The sequence below is a fragment of the Vibrio sp. 10N.261.51.F11 genome (genome assembly GCF_041471665.1).
Taxonomy (GTDB): domain Bacteria; phylum Pseudomonadota; class Gammaproteobacteria; order Enterobacterales; family Vibrionaceae; genus Vibrio; species Vibrio crassostreae_C.
The window spans coordinates 46,243-67,652 of the sequence record NZ_JBFROW010000014.1 but is presented as its reverse complement, the minus strand read 5'-3'; the positions used below and the strand labels follow the sequence as shown (position 1 = coordinate 67,652).

The window sequence follows — 21,410 nt, the reverse complement described above, 5'->3', positions numbered from 1 at the left end:
TTAGTGTTAACTACGCCTTAGAGTAAACATCGCGTTCACCCAACCAACGGTTGATGATCGCCTTAGCATTGTCTGGGTAGCTATCGTGAATATGACGCGCAATACGCTGCACTTCAGGTATCAAACGTTGGTCACGAATTAGATCGGCGATCTTGAAATCAGCCAAGCCAGTTTGTTTGGTACCGAGCAATTCACCGGGGCCACGGATTTCTAAGTCGCGCTGTGCAATCACAAAGCCATCGTTACTTTCACGTAGCACACCTAGGCGTTTCTGAGCGGTTTTAGACAGCGGAGAGTGATACAACAATACACAATGACTTGCGACCGAACCTCGGCCGACACGGCCACGCAGTTGGTGCAGTTGCGCTAGGCCAAGACGTTCTGGGTTCTCGATGATCATTAAGCTCGAATTCGGAACATCCACACCAACTTCAATCACGGTTGTCGCAACCAATAGATGCAGCTTGTTCTCTTTGAACTCTCGCATCACCGCTTGTTTCTCGGCGGGTTTCATACGGCCATGGACTAAACCAATTTTTACGTCAGGCAGTTTGCGTTGTAGCTCTTCTGCTGTATCAGCTGCAGCTTGAGCTTCCAGTACTTCCGATTCATCAATCAGCGTACATACCCAGTAGGCTTGTTTGCCTTCATTGAGACACGCATTTTTCACACGTTCAACAATGTCATCGCGCTTGGTATCAGGAATTGCCACGGTTTGAATTGGGGTTCGTCCCGGTGGCAGTTCATCAATAATCGAAGTTTCGAGGTCGGCATAGGCCGTCATTGCTAACGTTCGTGGGATTGGGGTAGCGGTCATGACCAACTGATGTGGGTAGTAGCCTTGCTTTGCGCCTTTCTCACGTAGCTCTAATCGCTGGTGGACACCAAATCGGTGCTGTTCATCAATGATCACTAAACCAAGATTTTTGAACACGACATGCTCTTGGAACAGGGCATGAGTACCGACCACCATTTGCGCTTCGCCACTGGCAATACGTGTTAGTTCAGTTTCACGAGCTTTGCCTTTGAGCTTACCTGCTAGCCATCCAACTTGAATACCCATTGCCTCAAACCAGTTGGCAAAGTTAATCGCGTGTTGTTCTGCGAGTAGTTCAGTGGGTGCCATAAGTGCTACTTGTTGACCGTGTTCCAATGCGCGAACCGCCGCCAGTGCAGCGACTAAGGTTTTACCAGAGCCCACATCACCTTGCACTAAACGCATCATAGGATGCGGCTTTTCCAAGTCAGCTTCGATCTCTTTGGTCACTCGTGCTTGGGCATTGGTTGGTGAAAACGGCAGCTGAGCCAGTAGCTTATCTTTAAGGGTGTTTACTGGAGGAAAAGGCATTGCCTTGTCTTGCTGCCCTTTGCTACGAACAGACAACATAGACAGGTTTTGAGCCAGTAACTCTTCCATAATTAGGCGCAGTTGCGCAGGGTGCTTGCCTTCATCAAACAGCTCTAGGTCAATGCCCGGGGGCGGCCTGTGAATGGTATGCAGTGCTTGTGCGAGGGTAATTTGGTGGTCGTATAAACCTGATGGGAGAAGCTCGTTAACTGCGGCCTTGTCGATTAGCTCTAAGGCTTGATCGGTAAGATTACGCAGCGTGACTTGTCTTAGCCCTTCGGTGGTTGGGTACACCGGAGTCAGATTGGCTTCAACGTCTGGCTGTTGCCTCGGCGCAAAGAATTTGTAGTCAGGGTGGACGATCTCAAGCCCCATATTACCGCGCTTGATCTCACCATAAGCATGCACTTGTTTGCCTTCGGCAAAGTTATTCTTCATGCCTGCAGTGAAGTTGAAAAAACGCAGTGTAATAGTGCCATTACCATCACTGATCTTTACTGCGAGCATCTTACGTTTACCGAAAATGGTATCGACGTGCATTACCTTGCCTTGCACTGCTGCCCATAAACCAGCATGCAGTTTTACGATTGGATAGATACGCGTTCGATCTTCGTAGCGCAAAGGCAGGTGAAACAGTAAATCTTGTACGTTGTTAAGCCCAACCTTCTCCAGTTTCTCTGCGACTTTTGCGCCGACTCCAGATAAAGAGTTGAGAGGGATAGCAGATAAAAGCTGTGACATAACAAGGCTCATAAACGTAAGAGAGATGATCTATTCAAGCATTTTACTGGATTTTTGTACAGGCAGGAATGGGAGGGAGCGCGGTAAATACTAGGATTACGGTTATAAAAATCCCCTTAAGCGATAAAGCATTAAGGGGATTTAAATTCTTGGCAAAACTATTATCAAGTTTAAACGTTAGTTCTTACGACGTCTTACTTTCAGCGCGTGTGGCATCACACGTAGCTTTTTCATAATACTTGCAAGATGAACACGATCTTTGGTGGTCAGCAAGATAGTCACTGTGTACAGGCGTCCATCACGTTCTTCAGTTGAAATACCGTGAATGTTCGAGCCTGTTTTCGAGATAACGTTAGTTAACTCAGCCAGTGCACCTTGGTGATTCTGCAGATCAACCTGAAGTTCAGCAGTGAACTCTTGGTCGTAATCGTCAGACCATTCAACCGCCATGTATTTGTCTGGTTCTTTCTGGTAACCACGAACGTTTGGACACGTTTCACGGTGAACCACAAGGCCACGACCTGGCGATACATGGGCAATGATGTGATCATCTGGAATTGGGTGACAACAGTTAGCGAACGTCAGTAGTAGACCTTCAGCACCACGGATAGCCAATTTCTTCCTTGGTGTGTCGCTGTTGTTTTCCACTTCAGTCAGTTCGTCAGCATCACCCAGTAGACGACGAGCAATAACGATACTCATCAGCTCACCAAGACCAATCGATGCCAGTAAGTCTTCAACATTGTCTAGGCGAAGATCAGACAATACGTGGTCGATATTCTCTTGGCCGATATCGCCAATAGAGTGTTCGCCAAGTGCATGATTCAGTAGACGACGGCCTAGCGTGATCGACTCTTCACGACGCATCGTTTTCAGAACCTGACGGATCTTAGTACGTGCACGTGATGTCACCACGTAGTTGAGCCATGCTGCATTCGGACGTGCGCCCGGAGCACTGATGATCTCAATGGTTTGACCGTTCTTCAGTGATTTGCTGAGTGGGTAAGGGTTCATGTCTACACGAGCACCTACACACATGTTGCCGACATCGGTATGTACCGCGTAAGCAAAATCGACCGCTGTTGCGCCTGCAGGAAGTTCGACAATGCGACCCTTCGGCGTGAACACGAAGATCTCATCTGGGAACAGATCAGACTTAACGTTTTCAATGAATTCGAATGAGTTACCCGCGCTTTGTTGCAGCTCAAGTAAGCTCTGCATCCAACGTTGTGCTTTAACCTGTGCGGTTGTGCCATTACTGCTGCGTGAGCCGTTGCCTTTGTAAGACCAGTGCGCTGCGACACCTTTGTCTGCCATTTGATCCATATCTTCAGTACGGATCTGAACCTCAACTGGCACCCCGTGAGGGCCGATCATTGACGTGTGCAGAGATTGGTAGCCGTTGGCTTTTGGTACCGCAATGTAATCTTTCATGCGGCCAGGGCGAGGCTTGTACAGGCTGTGAGCCTGACCAAGTACGCGATAACAAGTATCTGGGGTATCAACCACGACGCGGAAAGCGTAGATGTCCATAATGGTGTGGAAGCGCTGCTCTTTAGTTTTCATCTTGTTGTAGATGGAGAACAGGTTTTTTTCACGACCAAGTACGCGAGCAGGCAACCCGACCTCTTCAAGGCGGCCTTCAATTTCGCTATGGATACGTTGGATCATTTCCTTACGGTTACCACGCGCAGCTTTCACTACGTTTTTAAGTACGCGATAACGGTTAGGATAGAGGGCTTCAAAGCCCAGCTCTTCTAGTTCGGTCTTGATGTTATGAATACCAAGACGGTGAGCTAGTGGAGAATAAATCTCTAGGGTTTCACGAGCAATACGACGCTTTTTGTCAGGACGAAGTGCCCCAAGCGTGCGCATGTTGTGAGTACGGTCAGCTAATTTGATCAAGATAACGCGGATGTCTTGCACCATGGCGAGAACCATCTTGCGGAAGTTCTCTGCTTGCGCTTCTTTGCGATCACGAAATTTAAGCTTATCCAGCTTAGATACACCATCAACCAATTCAGCAACGGTATTGCCAAATTTTTCCTCTAGATCTTCTTTAGTGACATCACAGTCTTCGATGACATCATGAAGCAGAGCAGCTTGCAGGGTTTCGATATCCAGACGCATTTCTGCCAGGATTCTTGAAACAGCTACAGGGTGGATAATGTATGGTTCACCGCTTGAGCGGGTTTGCCCTTCATGGGCGTCTCTCGCTACCACATAAGATTGACGCAGAGCCTCAATTTGAGGCTCTGTTAGGTATTCTTGGGCAACGTCTTTGAGGCTATCGAATAGATACAAATTAAAGGCCCGGAAGGTTAATTAGTTCGAATGACGCTTTTTGCGAATATGAGCTAACGAGTGTGAGCGATGCTGCTTACTGCTGCAAGTTCAGCCGCTTCTTGCTCTTGTTGCTCTTGACGTTCACGAGCATCTAGTACGTCTTTAGTGATAAGACCTTCTTCGATTTCGCGAAGAGCGATAACCGTTGGCTTATCGTTTTCTTCAGGCACTAGTGAATCTTTACCGCCAGTTTGCATTTGACGTGCGCGGCGAGCCGCAATAAGAACTAGGTCGAAACGGTTGCCAACTTTTTCAACAGCGTCTTGAACAGTTACGCGTGCCATGAGGACTCCAAATAGTAATTAACTAATAAATTTTTGATGACGAGAAAGTATACAAGTTTAACTAGATACTTTCTAGATCACCGTATACTTATCTCAATAGAAAATCTAGGGGATCTAGATTATTCCGCTAATAAAGCAGTAAGCATGCCGCTGTATTTCGCTGCTTGCTTATCTTCTTTTAAGCGTTCCGCACGAATGATAGCTCTGAAGTCCATTAGGGCTGCATCAAAGTCGTCATTCACGATCACATAATCATATTCTGCATAGTGAGAAATCTCTGATTTTGCTTCGCTCATGCGTTTCGCAATAACTTCGTCGCTGTCTTGACCGCGAACATTCAAACGACGCTCTAGTTCACCATTTGATGGTGGAAGAATGAATACACTCTTCGCTTGAGGCATTTGTTTACGGATCTGACGAGCACCTTGCCAGTCGATATCTAGGAATACATCGATACCGCGGTTTAGGTTTTCTTCAATCCAAACGCGTGAAGTACCGTAGTAGTTGCCGAACACTTCAGCGTACTCTAGGAATTCACCTTTAGTAATAAGGTCTTCAAAATGATGCTTCTCTACGAAGTGGTAGTGAACACCATTTTCTTCACCAGGGCGCATACCGCGAGTGGTGTGTGAAACAGATACCTTCATTGCGTAGGTTGGATTGGTTTCTAGCATTGCTGAGATCAAGCTCGACTTACCTGCGCCACTAGGTGCAGATACGATGTAAAGAGTACCTTTGCCCATCTGTATATTTCCACTGTTGGTTGGATTGAGTGAAGGCAATAAACCCACACTTTAAAAGATAGCACTGACTCTAATTTTTGTTCCGATGGCGCATCTACTAATTGTGCCGTTGGTTACGTCTATAAAGAGATAACGAGTAAAACTAATAGAAGCAACTGGTGAAAATTAGGTCAGAAAAATGGAGGCGAAGAGTAGCATATTTAGATGATTGAGAACAACTGGCTTGATCGTTATTTATTAGCGAATGATCTTCTCAAGGATCTTTGTATAAATGTAATGACTCGTCATCGGTACTTTTTTATGTGATCTGGACAAAATTTGTTGAAGTTTTAATCTCAATCCTTACAATCCGCGCAAACGATTAAATGCTGTATATATCTAGTGATATGGACTAGATGTTTCTACTACCGAGCCTACCTTGGTGACTACAGTTTTTAGTGTAGAGACCTCTCTATTCTCACAGCATTTGAATCACCAAATTCTTAATTTATTGCAAAGGTTTTGTTGTGAGTACCGATTCCACCCTGAAAGCCCAGAACACCTCTGGCTCGCTTGATTCGATGTTTAAAATCACTGAAAGAAAAACCACGATTGGCACTGAGCTGTATGCGGGTTTCATTACTTTCTTGGCGATGAGTTACATTCTGGCGGTTAACCCAGCAATTTTGGGTGATATTCCAGGCATGGACAAAGGTGCCGTGTTTACTGCAACGGCTCTGTCTGCGGCAATCGCAACCCTAATTATGGGCATTTGGGGCAACTACCCTGTAATGCTAGCGCCGGGCATGAGTATGAACGGCTTTTTCAAAGGTCTGCTGTTAAGTGGATCTGTTGCCGTGCTTTGGAATGAAGCGCTGTTCGGTATCTTCCTATCTGGTATTTTGTACCTTGCGTTCTCATTGACCAATATTCGTAAATCGATGATTGAATCGATTCCTGAAGATTTGAAGTTGGCGATTACCGTGTCTCTCGGACTGTTCATTGCTTTCTTAGGTCTTAAGAATGCGGGCATCATCGTTTCTAACCCATTCGTATTGGTAGGCTTAGGCGACATTTCTGATCCAAAAGTGATCATCGCTTACGTGAGCATCTTCATCGCACTGGGTTGTATGGTTCGTGACATCAAGCTAGCAACGTTCATCTCATTCGTTTCTGCTATCGTGTTGACGATTCTTGCTGACGTCTTCATGGGCACTTCAAACGCACCAATCCCAGAGCAGTTCATTGCTATGCCACCAAGCATGGCAGGCAGCTTCGGCGCTATCTTTGATTTCTCTGCTTTCACGCCAGAGAAAATGTTCGACCTACTGTTCATCGTACTTATATTCTTGATTGTCGATTTCTTTGATGGCTTGAGCACCATTGTCGGCGTTGGTCGTGATGCGGGCATCATCGATAAAGACGGCAAGGTGCCAAACGCGAAATCGGCTCTAGTAGCAGATGCGGGCGGTACTGTGATTGGTTCAATTCTTGGTACCACATCGATCACTGCTTTCTCTGAGTCTGGCATCGCTTCTTCTCAAGGTGCAAAAACGGGTTTGGCAGCAGTCATGGTGGCTGGTCTGTTCCTAATCTCGCTATTCCTATACCCAATCTTCTCTATCTTCTCGGCTGCAATGGTTGCACCGGCGATGGTAGTAGTCGGCATCTACATGGTAGGTCGTCTTGGTCAGATCAACTGGGAAAAGAAAGAGTCACGCATTGCAGCCTTCTTTACCATCATGTTCACAGTGCTAAGCTTCTCTCCAGCGAACGGTATGGCGATGGGCTTCATCAGCTACGCATTCACAATGGTTGTCGCAGGTAAGCGCAAAGAAGTACACCCGCTTATCTACGGACTGTGTGTGGTGTTCTTAACTTACCTGATTCTGCTTTAAGGCTAATTAGTCACTAAGAAGTCGCTAAGTAAAAGACAAACAGATGGCTCTGCAGTGAATGCGGGGCCATTTTTGTATTTGTTGCTTTTTACCGTTGCTTCTTAATGTTGGTTACCGATGAGTTGATGGCGTTAGCCTAAAGTCGGTGCTTTGACAGTACGCGACTTATATTGATGCATGCTATTGTAGAGACTGGATTAATTATTTTTTGAAGAGTGACTATGCCTTCTCACTTACCTAAATCTTTTAGTAAGCCGTTTTTAAAAGTATTCCACATTATGGAAGCGGTATTGCTGGTGGCGATCACGCTCGCGACCTTGTTTGCGATGGTCGAAGAGTTCATGCATGTCTTCGCTGAACGCCGAGTGCAATTGACCGACATTCTGCTGATGTTTATCTATTTAGAAGTGTTGGCGATGGTTCAGCAGTTTGTGATGAACGGTAAGATCCCAGTGCGATACCCAATCTATATCGCGATGATGGCGATTGCTCGTTACATCACTTTGGGCATGAAAGAACTCGATGCGGTATTGATCGTTTGGTTATCTTTAGCGGCATTTATCTTAGCAGCAGCAACTCTGTTGATTCGAGTCGGTCACCATTACTGGCCATATGTCGATCTCAGAACTAAGCAGCCGGACGAGTAAATTTTTTGAGATCAAAGTCTTACAAATCAAGCCCGGCGACCTAGCTGGGCTTGAATTCAAGCCAACCGAACAAAAAAACATCAAATTGTCCAAATAACGCTTTACAAGCAGGCTCAGATCACCAAGAATGGCGTCGCTCTGTTCTCAGGGTTATTAAATGAAACATCCAGTTGTAAAGTAGAACCCTTAGTATTGCTTCATTGTTATTCTCAGTGTTTCCCTTAGCTTCATAGATACATTAAATAATTCAAGCTTTCAGCGCATCGCACTTTTGGCGATTAATTTTTTATTTTTATATAAGGGACACATCATGTCTAACAAAGTAAACGGCGTAGTAAAATGGTTTAACGAAGAGAAAGGCTTCGGTTTCCTAACTCAAGACAACGGCGGCGCTGACGTATTCGTACACTTCCGTGCAATCGCTTCTGAAGGTTTCAAGACTCTTAAAGAAGGCCAACAAGTGTCTTTCGAAGTAGAGCAAGGCCAAAAAGGTCTTCAAGCTGCAAACGTTGTAGCTCTATAAGATTTTAAGTCGGCGCAGGTTGCAACAGCAACTTGCGTCACTTTCCCAGCTTAATCTTCACTTTCTATACCTCTTCTGCTTTAACTTCTTATCTCCTGTTTAGAAATTTTTATTTCCCTCTGAAATACCCTTAATACCTTTTTACTCTCGTTATCCCATTATTTCGTTATACCCACTACTTCGTTACCCCCTTATCGCAATCCACAATCTATACTTCGTTCTAAGTTACTTTTCCGGTTCAACTCTCTGATCTCCGATTTTTGCTCATTTACTTACGGTGATTGGCATTATTGTATCCACAAAAAAAGCCCCTAAAACTAGGAGCTTATCTTGATCTAATCAACACTGTTAGTTAATCAACACTGATTCAGTTAATGGCTATTCAGCGTGTTACTGACAAACTGTTATTCAATATTCTGGATCTGAATACCGATTAATTAAAATAAACACATTAAATCAATGGCTTAATTTTAATTTCTTGTCTATTTATATTTATAACCACCATTTTAACCGCCGCTAGAGTGAGATGATTCTTTGTAGGCGTTTAGAATTAACTTTTCAATGTATTCATTCTTGTTCTTACCATCCTTCAGTGCTAGTTCATCAAGCTGGCTTTTGACATTGTCCTGAAGAACAAAACTACACGCTTTCCGACCTTTCATATTGTCTCTGTGTTTCTTTTGGTGCCATGCTTTGTTGATGTTAATCAGGAACAGTTTTTTACTTTCAGCACTGGCGTACCAAGCATCAAATGAAGCACATAAAGCTAGGTATCGTTCTTTTGCGTTCTGTGGAAAGACCCCAAGTATCGGAGGGCTAGATGTTGTATTGCTGTTCTGAAAGTACGAAGTAAAGTAGCCCCATGCCCAAACACATTGTTCTTCATCCTTTGGATTTAACCAGCGTAAAGGTTTGGGTGCTATAAAGATGGATTGCCATATCTGTTTCATTGTAGCTAGTTGTTGGCGCTGTGCTTCAATTGTCCAATTCCCCATATCAAAAAATCGAACTATTTCAGTGTGGCGTTCTTTTGAGCTACTTGGCATAGGGTTTAAGCCGCATGCGTTATAAAACTTTCCAAACTGTGGAGCCGGGTACGAGCCGGGGACTTGCAAGCTGAGTGACTGATCAATTGCTATATATACCCATGCCCAGTAGTTACAACGTTCATCAACTTTTAACCAGTCAAATTCATCCAATGGGAGCAGGTATTGCAATGCTTTGTCTTTTAACTCTTGTGCACAATCTTCCTTCTTAACACCGTATTCATACATACCATCGATGGTTTGATTAACTATAAGTATTGCTTCTGATACGGTTGCAGGTTTGGGCCTTTGAAGAGGGTTGTTTTTAAATAATTCATAGATGAAGTATTCAGCTTGACGAAGGTTTATACCTGTACTTGATACCCATGATGGAACACTAATTTCCGGAGTCATAATATGATTACTAAGTAGTATTTTTGGTTGCATTTAATGTAGTTATAAAGTGGTTATATCGTCAATGTTGAGTGGTGTTTTATGCGTTTGATATATCAATATTTTAATTATTATCAGCTAGTTAGTTTTATTTTTCGTTGGTTTGAGTGTGTTTTTAGAAGTTAGAGCTCTTGTGTTGTAGCGGTGGCAAGAAGAATTTAGGGCAGCTGTTGCACTAGACCGCGTTGGCTATTGAGCTTTGAATGAGAAAAATTGGAAGAGTCATTGTATGTAAAAGTGGCAGTCATGGAATGGTATAACTTCAGAGTGACTTCGGTTCCAATCACCCTAGCTAGATCCAATCTTTGGCTCTCCATCGACATGACTCCGGTACTACAGCCTTGAAAGAAACAGTGCTCTTAGTGGATTAGTTATATAGCTACTTAACAAACACTCTTTATAAGAGCATTACTAGCAGTACAACACTCAGTAGCCACACTACTGATGAATGCAGTACATGTTGTTGTGTCGGTTAAGATCTCTAGCCATAGGCAATAGAGATTCACTCACTGCTACGGCAGAACGGTTTTATGTAAATTGTTATGCATCATTCTCTTTCTATGTGAAATCAAATAACACATAGGAGAGATTTTCATGAACATGTTTCAATTTGCTCAAATCCCAGCTCAGTATGGTTCTTTAAACCAACGTCACCTTGCCCGTATCAATGACACTGTTATGGGAGCCCTAGCGATCCATCCTAGAGTACTCATCGCTCGAATTGATCTACGTATACCTAACAATGGGGGGAACTCTGACAACCCTTTAGATCGTGATACACCGACTTGTTACCCGAATACCGATGTTGATTTGATGAAACGGTTTATTGCTTCATTGAAAGTTCAGATGAATTTCGACCAGAGGAATAAAGCCAAACAAGGGAAGCGTATCTACCCGTGTCCGTTAAATTACATTTGGGTAAGGGAACGTAGTACGAGTCATAATGAACATTACCATGTGGCATTAGCGGTCAATCAGGATGCTTACTATCCATTTGGTAGGCTTCATTACGAAGGTACTCTTGCTTGTATGGTAAACAGAGCATGGGCTAGTGCATTAGGGCTTACGACAGATGAGATTGAAGGACTAGTTCATATCCCTGAGCGTCCAATGTATACGTTGAACCGTAATCACCCACCAGCACGATTTCAGAAAGACTTAGGTGAGGTAGCGGTTAGGTTAGCTTACTTGGCAAAGGCTGAGACTAAGATACTTGGTGATGGTCGCCGTAACTTTGGATGCAGTAATCCAAGAAAGGGACTGATTTAAGGCAGAACTAATCTTCGAGTTTATCTTGTCAGGAAGATGTTTGATCAAATGCGTTAGCACGCTTTCCTCTGCTTTTCTTCTTGATAGTGAGTAAGGTTAGACTTCCCCTATAGCAGGTTAGTTGTCACAAATCCTTATAACTGGGCTGTTATAAAATTACAATTAAAATACAATTGCACGCATAACAATTTGACAAGGAGTGAATTGATGCCATTGCCATTTATTGCCGCCGCTGCCGCAGGTGCACTAACATACAAATATTTTTCGGGAAATGATAAAAAAAAGACTAGTTCCGCACGGGATGTAACTGAAAAGTCATTAACTAAAGAACAAGAAAGGGAATTGTGTTTTCTTGTGCAACTAGCTACCTCTGCTGCTTATGCCGATGGTGATATGTGTGAAAAGGAGAAGTCCATTATTCAAAATTATATAGATAATGAAAAAATGGAATATCCCTCCTCTAAAAGTTTGCAAGAGTTAAAGATTAAAGAGCCATTGAGTATCGCTGAACTTCATCGGTATTGGGGAGCAATTAAAAAGAAGGAAGGGAGCTGGGAGGCTTTCATTGAGGAAGTCATCAGCGCTAATGACCAGCATACTCATTGTGAAAAAGCATTTTTATTCAGAATGAAGTTAATGTTTGAAGGTTTACCGGATCAACAGTTGTTCATGTTAACCGATGAGGAACCTCGAAGCACATTATCCCTAGACTATATAAACGTTGACTCATTGCCAGAGAATTATGTGATAAACAGTTCAGTGGTCGGTGAGTTTTTGATAGAGCACCCAGCACAAGCTCGATGCGAGCAAAGAGAGTTGATTTCAGTATCAAATTTTTTTGATGATTCATTTTTGACCAGCCAAGATACTGAATTAGTCAATGCAGCTCGTTTAGCAGGTGCTAAGAAAGTAACCATATATTCTGGTAGCAAACGCTCTGAAAGTATTTCCACGGATAAAGAGTTAAGAGGGAAAGCAAGCATTGGCCCACAATCTGGCCATCTAGTTTCAGATGTGGGAGCTTCTAATGCTTATTCGAGTGCAGATAAAAAAGTGGTTGTTTATGAGTTTGAAGGCAATACCACAAGCGCTATGACTCGGCTGAAGTCTATGTTTACTTCACCAGAAAAAGAGTTACTCCGACGGTCTACATGGTTGCAAAATGATGAAGAACTCACTGAATTCGTGAAAGGGTGTTTTAGTGATAATAAACTGACTTACTTTAAAAGAGAGTTCAGTACCGAACGTCAAAAAAATATTATTAATTCTGCAATGATGGCTGCTGATTGTGACTTGGTGAAAGTGTCAGCCGAAGCTAAGAGCTCACTGCAAGAAAAAGGTAAATTCTACGAAGAGTCAGTGAAAAAATACGAGGTAGCTTTTGTTTAAGCAAAGTATGGGTTTGAGGCGTAGGGCGTGTTGACCAGCAAACGTTGCCCGAAGGGGACGAATAAAAGCGTTTTACTCTTTGGTGAGAGGGTTTACTTAGAATGACTAGGCTACTTCCCCCTCGCTGCGATTAAAACTTTTTATCTCGAACTAAATTCAACTGGGAAAGGTTATATTGTAGATTTTTAGTGTGGACGTCCACACTAAAAATCTAGAGCATTCTCAGAGCAGTTATAATTAGTTTGTGCTTAAAAGCGTGTTTGAACATAAAAATAGGTAGGTAATTGCCTCTTTTAATCAACTTCACACATTCGAGTTAAGCGGCAGTTTGAAGATGGATTGGGTGTTGTCTTTTTTGTATTCACAGAATTAACTCCCTAAAGTCATTATCAATATCATCTTGTGTCACACCAATGTAGCGCAGTGTGACACCTTCTGAACTGTGGCGAAGCATACGCATCACCCGCGCAATATCTTTGGTGCTTTTGTAGAGGTGGTAGCCTCTGGTCTTTCGCATTGAGTGAGTCCCCAACGGAAAACTAATCTCTTCACCAATCGACGAGAACGCTTGGCTAACCGCTCGACGACTCAATGGGTTGGCAGCTTTGTTCATCGCTTGTTGGTTTCGGTAAGATTGAAATAGGTAAATGTGGTGTGGATTCTCCTTTTTAATGCGGAGGATGATTTCTAAGCTTCTTGGGTTTAATGCAATCTGGGCCACTTTGCCCGTCTTTGACTCACGGATGGTTAAACGGTCTTCTTCGATGTCACTGAACTTAATCGCCAGTAAATCAGAAATCCGTAAAGCGAGATTGATACCCACATTCCAGATATCTGCCATTTGCTTACTATGCCGTATTTCTAATAAGTGGCCGATGAGCTGGATAGTGTCACGGTTTTTCACCGCTTGAACTTCTGCCATAACGCAGCTTCCTTTTTTCGATGAAAATGATGATTAGAGGAACTTCAAAGCAAGCCAGAAACGAAAAGCCTTGTTCCATAAGGGTTGGCAAGTTCCCAAATTGCTAAAATGGGAACTTGGATTCTTTTCAGCTCTTGGTGACTTTAATTTGGTCAAACACACCATCAGATAGATATTCCAAAAAGTTACTTTCCCATGTTCGATAGAAAGATTTCACTTCTCGATGTGCTAGAGCGCAAGGAGCTAAAAACATCTGCCTGAATATGTTGCTCTCAATATTGAAATCAAGCTCGATGGCTAGCTCTGGATAGACACCTTCAGAATAGGCAAAGTCGGTGATGTAACAGAGTCGCCACTTATCACCTTCATTGCGGATCATGATTTCTATTGGATGATATCCACCAGCTTCAGCGTTATAGCTCGTGTCACGAAAGTTAATGGTTAAGGTATCTGAATAGTAATCAAGGCTCGCTTGCTGAACCTGCTTAGTAATAGCGTTATGAAAGCGAGTTGAGATAGGCAGCACACAAGGGTGAAACTGCATTGTTTGAATTTTGGTTGCGGCTGGCATGGTATGCCTCCTTGGTTAGTGGTTATGCGATAGATGATTCAGTGGGCGTGTCGACATTGACGAGTGTTGCTTGGATACCGTCAAAGGAGCCTTGTTGGATTTGCTTGAGGAAAGACCGTTCATAGCTTTGATATAGACTGGTTACTTGTGGCTGGTGGAGTTCACAGCATTCAATGTCCGGTTGATAGAACCATCCACGTAAGAAATTGAAGTAAAGCTCGACCTCCAGCTTTTCGGTTTGCTCATCTGAGTAAGCAAAGCTAGTCACAAAGACGATGCTCCAATGACTACCGTTTGATTGGTTTGTTGATCTATTGAGTTGGATCTCTACAGGATGAAAACCACTACGATCTTGGTAGTAGTTCGATACTCGAAAGTTAAGGGCGATACGTGTAGCAAAGGTCGGGACATCTAATTGCTCAACAAGAGCATTAAGGTATTCCACCAGCAGTCGATGCGGTGTGGTTTGGCTCATAGCAAACCTCGCTCAGCAAAAGACACACATTGCTCACCTACGACGACATGATCCAATACTCGGATATCAACCAATGCTAAAGCATCAGAGAGACGCTGAGTGATCCTACGATCTGCTTGTGAGGGCTCAGGCAAGCCAGATGGATGATTGTGACCAAAGATCACCGCCGCCGAGTTGAGTAGTAATCCTTCTTTAACGACTTCTCTTGGATAGACGCTAGCGGCATCGATGGTGCCAAAGAACATCTCCTTGTATTCAATTAGTTGGTTTTGATTATCAAGAAACATCACGGCAAACACTTCTCTGTCGTAATGCGCCAGTTTCATCTGTAGATATTGCTTAGTGTTTTTAGGGCTGGTGAATGAGCCAGCCCGAGCATACTTGGCTGCGAGCATAGTTGCAGCGGTCTCTAGGATTTGACGAAGCTCTGTAGGTTCGTTTGGCGTGTAATGATTTGAATGCATGTACTTTCCTTCTTGTGCGTTAAAGGTATGTGCATCCAAGTAATATGTGGCTAAAAAATAATGGAATCCCTCCCCATAGAAGCAGCCCAACTACGCTGGGCCGCTTTAGGTTATGGTCGCTGTTTATCTTGTTGTTTAGCCCAGTTGTAACCACTCACAACGCCATAGATGAACAACTCTATTAGTGTCTTAGTAGGTTGGTGGGGATTCACCATTCGCCTCCTTGTTTATGTGGTACAAGCCTGCGCCAACGATAAAGCCAGCAATAAAAACAAATGGCATAAGTGCCTCCTGCTTAGTTTGATTTTAAGAAAAGTGCATAAATGGAAACCTGCGACTAGCTGGCTTCAGAAAGGTAATGTGTGGTTGAAAAAAGTTAGAGTGTGGTGATTTACGTAGTGGAGTAATTAACTGCACATTCTCTTTATCTCATGAGTTGAACTAACCGGAATTCATCATGAGATTTTTAAAACTACAACAAGTAATGGACAAAACAACACTGTGCCGCAGTAGCATTTACAACCTAATCAAAGCGGGTGACTTCCCGAAGAACGTCACTGTAATGGGTAAACGTAAAGCCTGGTTGGAAAGTGAGGTTGACGATTGGATGATGAGCAAAATGGAGTCAATTGAATTGCAATGCTCTGAGGGCTAAGAATTGTCACTTGCGTTAAATAAGCGATTGAACCTTCTTTATCATCGAATAGTTCTTGCCTTAAATTTGTTGCTTAGATAATTTATATAAATTAGCTAAAAGTATGTAACCGCATGCAAATTAAAGGCACAACAACATGACCGAGCAAGCCATTTTCGACAGCATCAAGCAAGCCTTAAATGATGCCCCTCGCAATCAATACACCGCAGAAATGCACCTGCAAATGATCAAGTATGCTGATGATCTGAAAAGCATCACAGCTAAAGAGTTCTGCGAAGGCGTGGGCTTAAAAAGTAGCTTCGGTACTGAATTCTCAAAAATGCGCAACCTAACCACTCGCTTAAAAGCGGCTGGCTTAAACACAACACAATTGTAACTGCCCAACTCTCATCAAGGTTTTCAAAAATAATGGCCATTAAAAAAACAGAACTTTATTCATCCCTTTGGGCAAGCTGTGACGAACTGCGCGGTGGTATGGATGCCAGCCAATACAAAGATTACGTACTGACCATGTTGTTTATGAAGTACGTATCAGACAAATACAAAGGCGACCCTTACGGCATGATTGTGGTGCCAACAGGTGCCAGCTTCAATGATCTGATTGCGCTTAAAAATGATAAAGAAATTGGCGATAAAATTAACAAAATCATTGCAGCCCTTGCCGAAGAGAATGACTTAAAAGGCGTGATAGACGTAGCCGACTTTAACGACGAAGACAAACTTGGCAAAGGCAAGGAGATGGTTGACCGTCTGACTAAGCTGGTGGGTATTTTCCAAGGCTTAGACTTGTCAGATAACCGCGCTGATGGTGACGATCTACTAGGCGATGCTTACGAATATTTAATGCGTCACTTTGCGACAGAATCAGGTAAATCTAAGGGCCAGTTCTATACACCTTCAGAAGTATCTCAAATTCTAGCTAAAGTGGTAGGTATTACTAAGGACACCCCACAAGATGCGACAGTGTATGACCCGACTTGTGGTTCAGGCTCGCTACTATTAAAAGCCAGTGACGAAGCACCACGCGGCCTATCTATCTTTGGTCAAGAGATGGATAACGCCACCAGCGCATTGGCACGCATGAACATGATTTTGCATAACAATGCGACGGCTAAAATCTGGAAAGGTAACACCCTTGCTGACCCGCAATGGAAAGACGCCGCAGACAAGTTGAAAACATTCGACTTTTCAGTAGCCAACCCTCCGTTTTCTAATAAAAACTGGACCAGTGGCCTAAACCCAAAAAACGATCTCTTTAAGCGATTTGTTTGGGGGACACCACCAGAAAAAAATGGCGATTACACTTTCTTGCTGCATATCCTTACCAGCCTAAAAAGCACTGGTAAAGGTGCGGTGATCTTGCCGCATGGGGTGTTATTCCGTGGTAATGCTGAATCTGATATTCGTGAAAACCTAATCAAGCAAGGCTACATAAAAGGTATTATTGGTTTACCTGCAAACCTGTTCTACGGTACGGGTATTCCTGCTTGTATTATTGTTATCGATAAAGAGCATGCGCAAAAAGCAGTAGCCGATCTTGATGAGAATGGTAACGGCAAGATGCAAGGTCGCTCAATCTTTATGATTGATGCTAGTAAGGGCTTCATTAAGGATGGCAATAAAAACCGCCTGCGTAGCCAAGACATTCACAAAATCGTAGATGTATTTAATAAGGGGTTAGAGCTAGAGCGCTTTAGTCGCTTAGTCACCATTGATGAAATCGCTAAAAATGACTACAACCTTAATATCCCTCGTTATATCGACTCAAGTGAGCCAGAAGATCTACACGATTTAAGTGCCCACCTACAGGGCGGTATCCCAAATAAAGATATCGATGCCCTTGAGCATTTCTGGCAAGTTTTCCCAAATATTCGTGCCACTTTGTTCGGTGAAAAACAAGGTCAAGCAGTGCGAGAAGGCTATAGCCATGGTTTAGTAGAAGCGAGCAAGGTAAAAAGCAGTATTCTGGCTCATCACGAATTTAAAGACTTCGCTAACCGTAGTTTGTTGCCTTTTACGGCATGGACTAAGCAGGCACAACTTAGTGAGATAAAGCAAGGTGACAGCCCTAAAGAGCTTATCCATGAGATTTCTGAGCAACTACTAACAGGTTACGCTAACAGCGAATTGTTGAGTAAATACGACATTTACCAAATTCTCATGGATTACTGGGCCTATACCTTACAAGACGATATGTATGTGCTGGTACAAGATGATTGGCAAGCAGGCAAAGTTCTGCGTGAGCTGGTGGTGGTTAAGGGTGAAAAACTCAAAGAAACGCCAGACTTAATCATTAACAAGAAAAAGTACAAAGCTGAGCTTATTCCACCAAGCCTCATCGTGTCCCGCTATTTTGCTGATGAACAAATAGCGATTAACGAACTGCAAGCCAAACAAGACGCAGCAACTCAAACGTTGGAAAGTTACCTAGAGGAGCAAAGCTCAGAAGAAGGTTTGTTGGTTGAAGCTATTAATGACAAAGACAAAATCACCAAAGCTAGCGTAGCTGCAAGAACCAAGCTCGTAACCGATAGTGAAGAGCTGGCTGCCCTTAAGCAAGCGACTAAACTGTTTAATGCCGATGCTGCCGCTAAGAAGGCGGTAAAAACTGCGCAAGAAGCCTTAGATTTAGCTGTCTTCAACCAATACCCGAGACTGAGCATTGATGAAGTGAAAGTTCTTATCGTTGAAGATAAGTGGCACGCCATCCTACAAACTAATATTGTTGCTGAGATTGAGCGTGTAACCCAGCAAATGGCCAGTCGTGTCAAACAGTTGGAAGAGCGTTACAGCGCACCACTGCCAACACTCACTCAATCTGTGGATGATTTGAGTGACAAAGTAGCAGGCCATCTGAAAGCAATGGGTTTGGAGTGGACACTATGAGTCAAGTCACAAGCCAAGTAGTACCTGATGGATATAAGCAAACTGAAGTTGGGATTATTCCTAATGATTGGGCTTCCCTAACTCTTGATGATGTATGTTGTTTTGTAGGCGGAGCGCAACCTGAAAAGAGTACTTTTAGTTACAAGCAGCAGCCCGGCTATATTAGACTTATTCAAATTCGAGACTACAAATCAGATAAAAATACTGTCTATATTCCAGAAAAGTTAGCTCGTAAAAAATGTGATGAAAATGACATCATGATAGGCAGATATGGTCCGCCTATATTTCAAATTCTAAGGGGTATTGAAGGTGCCTACAATGTAGCCTTAATCAAGGCGATACCAGCAAGCTGTATTAATAGGGAGTTTCTTTATTACATTTTAAAAGATGAGCAACTTTTCGAGTTGATGGACACGTTGTCACAACGTTCATCTGGTCAGACGGGAGTTGATTTACCTGCATTAAAAGCATACCCGATAGGCTTACCATCAGAAAAAGAACAAACCGCTATTGCCACTGCTTTATCTGACGTCGATGCATTATTCGATGAGTTAGAAAAACTCATTGCTAAAAAACAAGCGATTAAAACCGCTACCATGCAGCAACTACTGACTGGTAAGACTCGTTTACCGCAGTTTTCAATTTACGCTGATGGCGACAAGCAAGGGCAAATCAAAGGCACCAAACCAAGTGAGCTAGGTGAAATTCCTGAGGATTGGGATGTTGCTAGGATGGGAGATGTTTCAAATGTTAATCAAGGGTTACAGATAGAAATTGAACAAAGAAAATCATACCAGTCAGAAATATCTAAGCCTTATATAACCATTCAGTCACTAAAATTAACAGAGCCGACAGAGTTCATTGATGAGTACTCCTCAGCCGTCTGCTGTGTGGAAGATGAAATTCTCATGACTAGAACAGGTAATACAGGAATAGTTGTAACTGGTGTTACAGGTGTTTTTCACAACAATTTTTTTAAGATTGTTTACCAAAAATCCAAATTAAATAAGGATTTTTTTGTATGCTTTTTACGTTCTTCAGATTCAAAAAAACGGATATTGGATAAAGCAGGGACAAGTACAATCCCTGACTTAAACCATAATGATTTTTATTCATTACCAATTATATTACCCTCGAAAAAAGAACAAACCGCCATTGCAACAATCCTCACTGATATGGATAAAGAGATACAGGCGCTACAGCAACGCCTATCTAAAACCCGCCAAATTAAGCAAGGCATGATGCAAGAGTTGCTCACAGGTAAAACTCGCTTGCCGTTTGATAAGGTTGATACGAAATCGCAAGGAGAGCCCGATGCCAACTGAGCAAAGCCTAGCGCAGTTACAAGCGTTACTACGTGAGTTGTGCCACCTGCCAAACGAAACCGAGTGGGTGGAGTTTAAACATAACAATGCTGATGCGCCAATGGTGGGGGAGTATATCTCTGCTTTGGCCAATTCGGCAGCCTTGCTCGGTAAGCAGTCTGCTTACATTGTGTGGGGAGTGGATGATAAGACTCAAGAAGTGATTGGTACTGACTTTAAGCCTGCTTCCGCTCGCCATAAACAGCAAGAGTTAGAAAGTTGGTTACTGCAAAAAACGGCCCCTAAAATCCATTTTCAGTTTTATGCATTTGAAAGCGCCAATGAAAAACCCGTAGTGATTTTAGAAATACAAGCCGCAAGCCATACCCCAGTGCAGTTTGATGGCATCGAGTACATTCGCGTAGGTTCGTACAAAAAGAAACTGCGTGAGTTTGCTGAGAAAGAGCGCGAGTTATGGCGTGTTTTTGACAAAGTCCCGTTTGAGCAACAAGCGGCAACTGAGAACAGCAGCGCTGAAGAAGTGTTGCAACTGCTCGACTACCCTGCTTATTTTGAGTTAACAGCTCAGCCCCTGCCAGAAGGTCGCGACGGTATTTTGGCCGCCTTGCAAGCAGATCGGCTGATCAGTAAAACCGATAGTGGCCATTGGAGCATTGCTAACGTAGGGGCGATATTGTTTGCTAAAAAGCTACAAAGTTTTCAGCACCTTGGCCGCAAAGCCGTTCGCCTTATTCATTACCGTGGCAATAGCCGTGTTGAAACCGTGCGAGAGCTGGTGGGCAATAAAGGTTATGCCGCAGGCTTTGAGGGCTTGATTGACACCATCAAAACCTTGCTTCCAGCCAACGAAGAGATTGGAAAAGCCTTTCGTAAAGAAGTGCCTATGTATCCAGAGTTGGCTATTCGTGAGCTAGTGGCCAACGCCATCATTCACCAAGACTTTGCTATTACGGGCACAGGCCCAATGATAGAGCTATTTGATACCCGCATGGAGATAACTAATCCGGGTATACCGTTGGTGGATACTGATCGATTTATTGATACTCCACCACAAAGTCGCAATGAAATGCTGGCCTCGTTTATGCGCCGTATCAACGTGTGTGAAGAGCGTGGCACAGGTATTGATAAAGTTATATTTCAAACCGAGTTGTATCAATTACCTGCCCCTATCTTTGAAGTTACCGATAGGCATACTCGCACGGTATTGTTTGGGCATAAGCCATTTACGGAGATGGATAAGGAAGATCGTATTCGTGCTTGTTACCAGCATTGCTGTTTACGTTACGTAAGCCGTGAACACATGAACAATGCCTCTTTAAGAGAGCGCTTTGGTATCGAAACCAAAAATAGCGCTACGGTGAGTCGAGTGATTAAAGATGCAGTAAGTAGCGGACTGGTTAAGCCTTATGATCCTGAAGCTGGGGCCAAAGCGATGCGTTATGTGCCTCACTGGAGCTGATTTGCTTG

General features: G+C 43.4%; 19 protein-coding genes and 1 riboswitch. Of the genes, 10 read left to right on the top strand and 9 right to left on the bottom strand.

The window, feature by feature from the left end; translation table 11 throughout:
- Positions 1-10: 10 nt before the first annotated feature.
- The 4 genes from recG to gmk all read right to left on the bottom strand — a co-directional run bounded on the left by recG (position 11) and on the right by gmk (position 5,462).
- The gene (recG, locus tag AB4351_RS05245; RefSeq protein WP_372125301.1) at positions 11-2,089 is read right to left on the bottom strand and encodes an ATP-dependent DNA helicase RecG; all 2,079 of its coding nucleotides are present in this window, start codon (positions 2,087-2,089) and stop codon (positions 11-13) included.
- A 177-nt stretch (positions 2,090-2,266) separates the two neighbouring features.
- Positions 2,267-4,393 carry a bifunctional GTP diphosphokinase/guanosine-3',5'-bis pyrophosphate 3'-pyrophosphohydrolase gene (gene spoT, locus AB4351_RS05240; RefSeq protein ID WP_017062467.1) on the bottom strand — a complete coding sequence of 709 codons (2,127 nt, stop codon included), beginning with the start codon at positions 4,391-4,393 and terminating at the stop codon, positions 2,267-2,269.
- Between the two features lie 53 nt (positions 4,394-4,446).
- Positions 4,447-4,719, bottom strand: a complete 273-nt coding sequence (rpoZ, locus tag AB4351_RS05235) for a DNA-directed RNA polymerase subunit omega (protein WP_009848003.1) — start codon at positions 4,717-4,719, stop codon at positions 4,447-4,449.
- 119 nt (positions 4,720-4,838) lie between these two features.
- The gene (gene gmk, locus AB4351_RS05230) at positions 4,839-5,462 is read right to left on the bottom strand and encodes a guanylate kinase (protein ID WP_372125299.1); all 624 of its coding nucleotides are present in this window, start codon (positions 5,460-5,462) and stop codon (positions 4,839-4,841) included.
- Between the two features lie 348 nt (positions 5,463-5,810).
- Positions 5,811-5,910: riboswitch (purine riboswitch) on the top strand.
- Between the two features lie 58 nt (positions 5,911-5,968).
- Here gmk and AB4351_RS05225 point away from each other — a divergent pair.
- From AB4351_RS05225 to AB4351_RS05215, 3 genes are all read left to right on the top strand, one after another.
- On the top strand, positions 5,969-7,339 hold the full coding sequence (locus AB4351_RS05225) for an NCS2 family permease (RefSeq protein ID WP_017062465.1): 1,371 nt from the start codon (positions 5,969-5,971) through the stop codon (positions 7,337-7,339).
- A gap of 221 nt (positions 7,340-7,560) precedes the next feature.
- Positions 7,561-7,986 carry a phosphate-starvation-inducible protein PsiE gene (locus tag AB4351_RS05220; protein ID WP_017062464.1) on the top strand — a complete coding sequence of 142 codons (426 nt, stop codon included), beginning with the start codon at positions 7,561-7,563 and terminating at the stop codon, positions 7,984-7,986.
- A gap of 310 nt (positions 7,987-8,296) precedes the next feature.
- The gene (locus tag AB4351_RS05215; protein ID WP_017071067.1) at positions 8,297-8,509 is read left to right on the top strand and encodes a cold-shock protein; all 213 of its coding nucleotides are present in this window, start codon (positions 8,297-8,299) and stop codon (positions 8,507-8,509) included.
- 506 nt (positions 8,510-9,015) lie between these two features.
- Here AB4351_RS05215 and AB4351_RS05210 read toward each other — a convergent pair.
- Positions 9,016-9,948: a hypothetical protein gene (locus AB4351_RS05210; protein WP_372125296.1), complete on the bottom strand. Its 933-nt coding sequence runs from the start codon at positions 9,946-9,948 to the stop codon at positions 9,016-9,018.
- A gap of 633 nt (positions 9,949-10,581) precedes the next feature.
- Between AB4351_RS05210 and AB4351_RS05205 the strand changes: the two genes are divergently transcribed.
- The gene (locus AB4351_RS05205; protein ID WP_372125295.1) at positions 10,582-11,256 is read left to right on the top strand and encodes an inovirus Gp2 family protein; all 675 of its coding nucleotides are present in this window, start codon (positions 10,582-10,584) and stop codon (positions 11,254-11,256) included.
- Positions 11,257-11,463: 207 nt separating this feature from the next.
- Positions 11,464-12,645: a DUF533 domain-containing protein gene (locus AB4351_RS05200; RefSeq protein WP_372125293.1), complete on the top strand. Its 1,182-nt coding sequence runs from the start codon at positions 11,464-11,466 to the stop codon at positions 12,643-12,645.
- A gap of 361 nt (positions 12,646-13,006) precedes the next feature.
- On the opposite strand, the gene AB4351_RS05195 is transcribed toward AB4351_RS05200, so the two are convergent.
- The 4 genes from AB4351_RS05195 to radC form a co-directional block, all read right to left on the bottom strand.
- A complete protein-coding gene (locus AB4351_RS05195; RefSeq protein WP_372125291.1) occupies positions 13,007-13,567 on the bottom strand; it encodes a tyrosine-type recombinase/integrase in 561 nt (186 codons plus the stop codon).
- Between the two features lie 127 nt (positions 13,568-13,694).
- Positions 13,695-14,138 (bottom strand): DUF2787 family protein, encoded by a 444-nt coding sequence (locus tag AB4351_RS05190; RefSeq protein ID WP_372050618.1) that lies wholly within the window; start codon positions 14,136-14,138, stop codon positions 13,695-13,697.
- A 22-nt stretch (positions 14,139-14,160) separates the two neighbouring features.
- Positions 14,161-14,613, bottom strand: coding sequence for a DUF2787 family protein (locus AB4351_RS05185; protein ID WP_372050619.1), 453 nt, complete (start codon positions 14,611-14,613; stop codon positions 14,161-14,163).
- Positions 14,610-15,077, bottom strand: a complete 468-nt coding sequence (gene radC, locus AB4351_RS05180; RefSeq protein ID WP_372125289.1) for a DNA repair protein RadC — start codon at positions 15,075-15,077, stop codon at positions 14,610-14,612. The genes AB4351_RS05185 and radC overlap by 4 nt, the downstream gene beginning before the upstream one ends.
- 457 nt (positions 15,078-15,534) lie before the next feature.
- On the opposite strand from radC, the gene AB4351_RS05175 reads away from it, so the two are divergent.
- The 5 genes from AB4351_RS05175 (at position 15,535) to AB4351_RS05155 (ending at position 21,402) form a co-directional block, all read left to right on the top strand.
- On the top strand, positions 15,535-15,732 hold the full coding sequence (locus AB4351_RS05175; RefSeq protein WP_372125287.1) for an AlpA family phage regulatory protein: 198 nt from the start codon (positions 15,535-15,537) through the stop codon (positions 15,730-15,732).
- Positions 15,733-15,868: 136 nt separating this feature from the next.
- A complete protein-coding gene (locus AB4351_RS05170) occupies positions 15,869-16,108 on the top strand; it encodes a hypothetical protein (protein ID WP_017086799.1) in 240 nt (79 codons plus the stop codon).
- 32 nt (positions 16,109-16,140) lie between these two features.
- Positions 16,141-18,618, top strand: a complete 2,478-nt coding sequence (locus AB4351_RS05165; RefSeq protein WP_372125285.1) for a type I restriction-modification system subunit M — start codon at positions 16,141-16,143, stop codon at positions 18,616-18,618.
- On the top strand, positions 18,615-19,943 hold the full coding sequence (locus AB4351_RS05160; protein ID WP_372125284.1) for a restriction endonuclease subunit S: 1,329 nt from the start codon (positions 18,615-18,617) through the stop codon (positions 19,941-19,943). Before AB4351_RS05165 ends, AB4351_RS05160 begins: the two co-directional genes overlap by 4 nt.
- Positions 19,933-21,402: an ATP-binding protein gene (locus AB4351_RS05155; RefSeq protein ID WP_372125282.1), complete on the top strand. Its 1,470-nt coding sequence runs from the start codon at positions 19,933-19,935 to the stop codon at positions 21,400-21,402. Before AB4351_RS05160 ends, AB4351_RS05155 begins: the two co-directional genes overlap by 11 nt.
- Positions 21,403-21,410 lie beyond the last annotated feature (8 nt).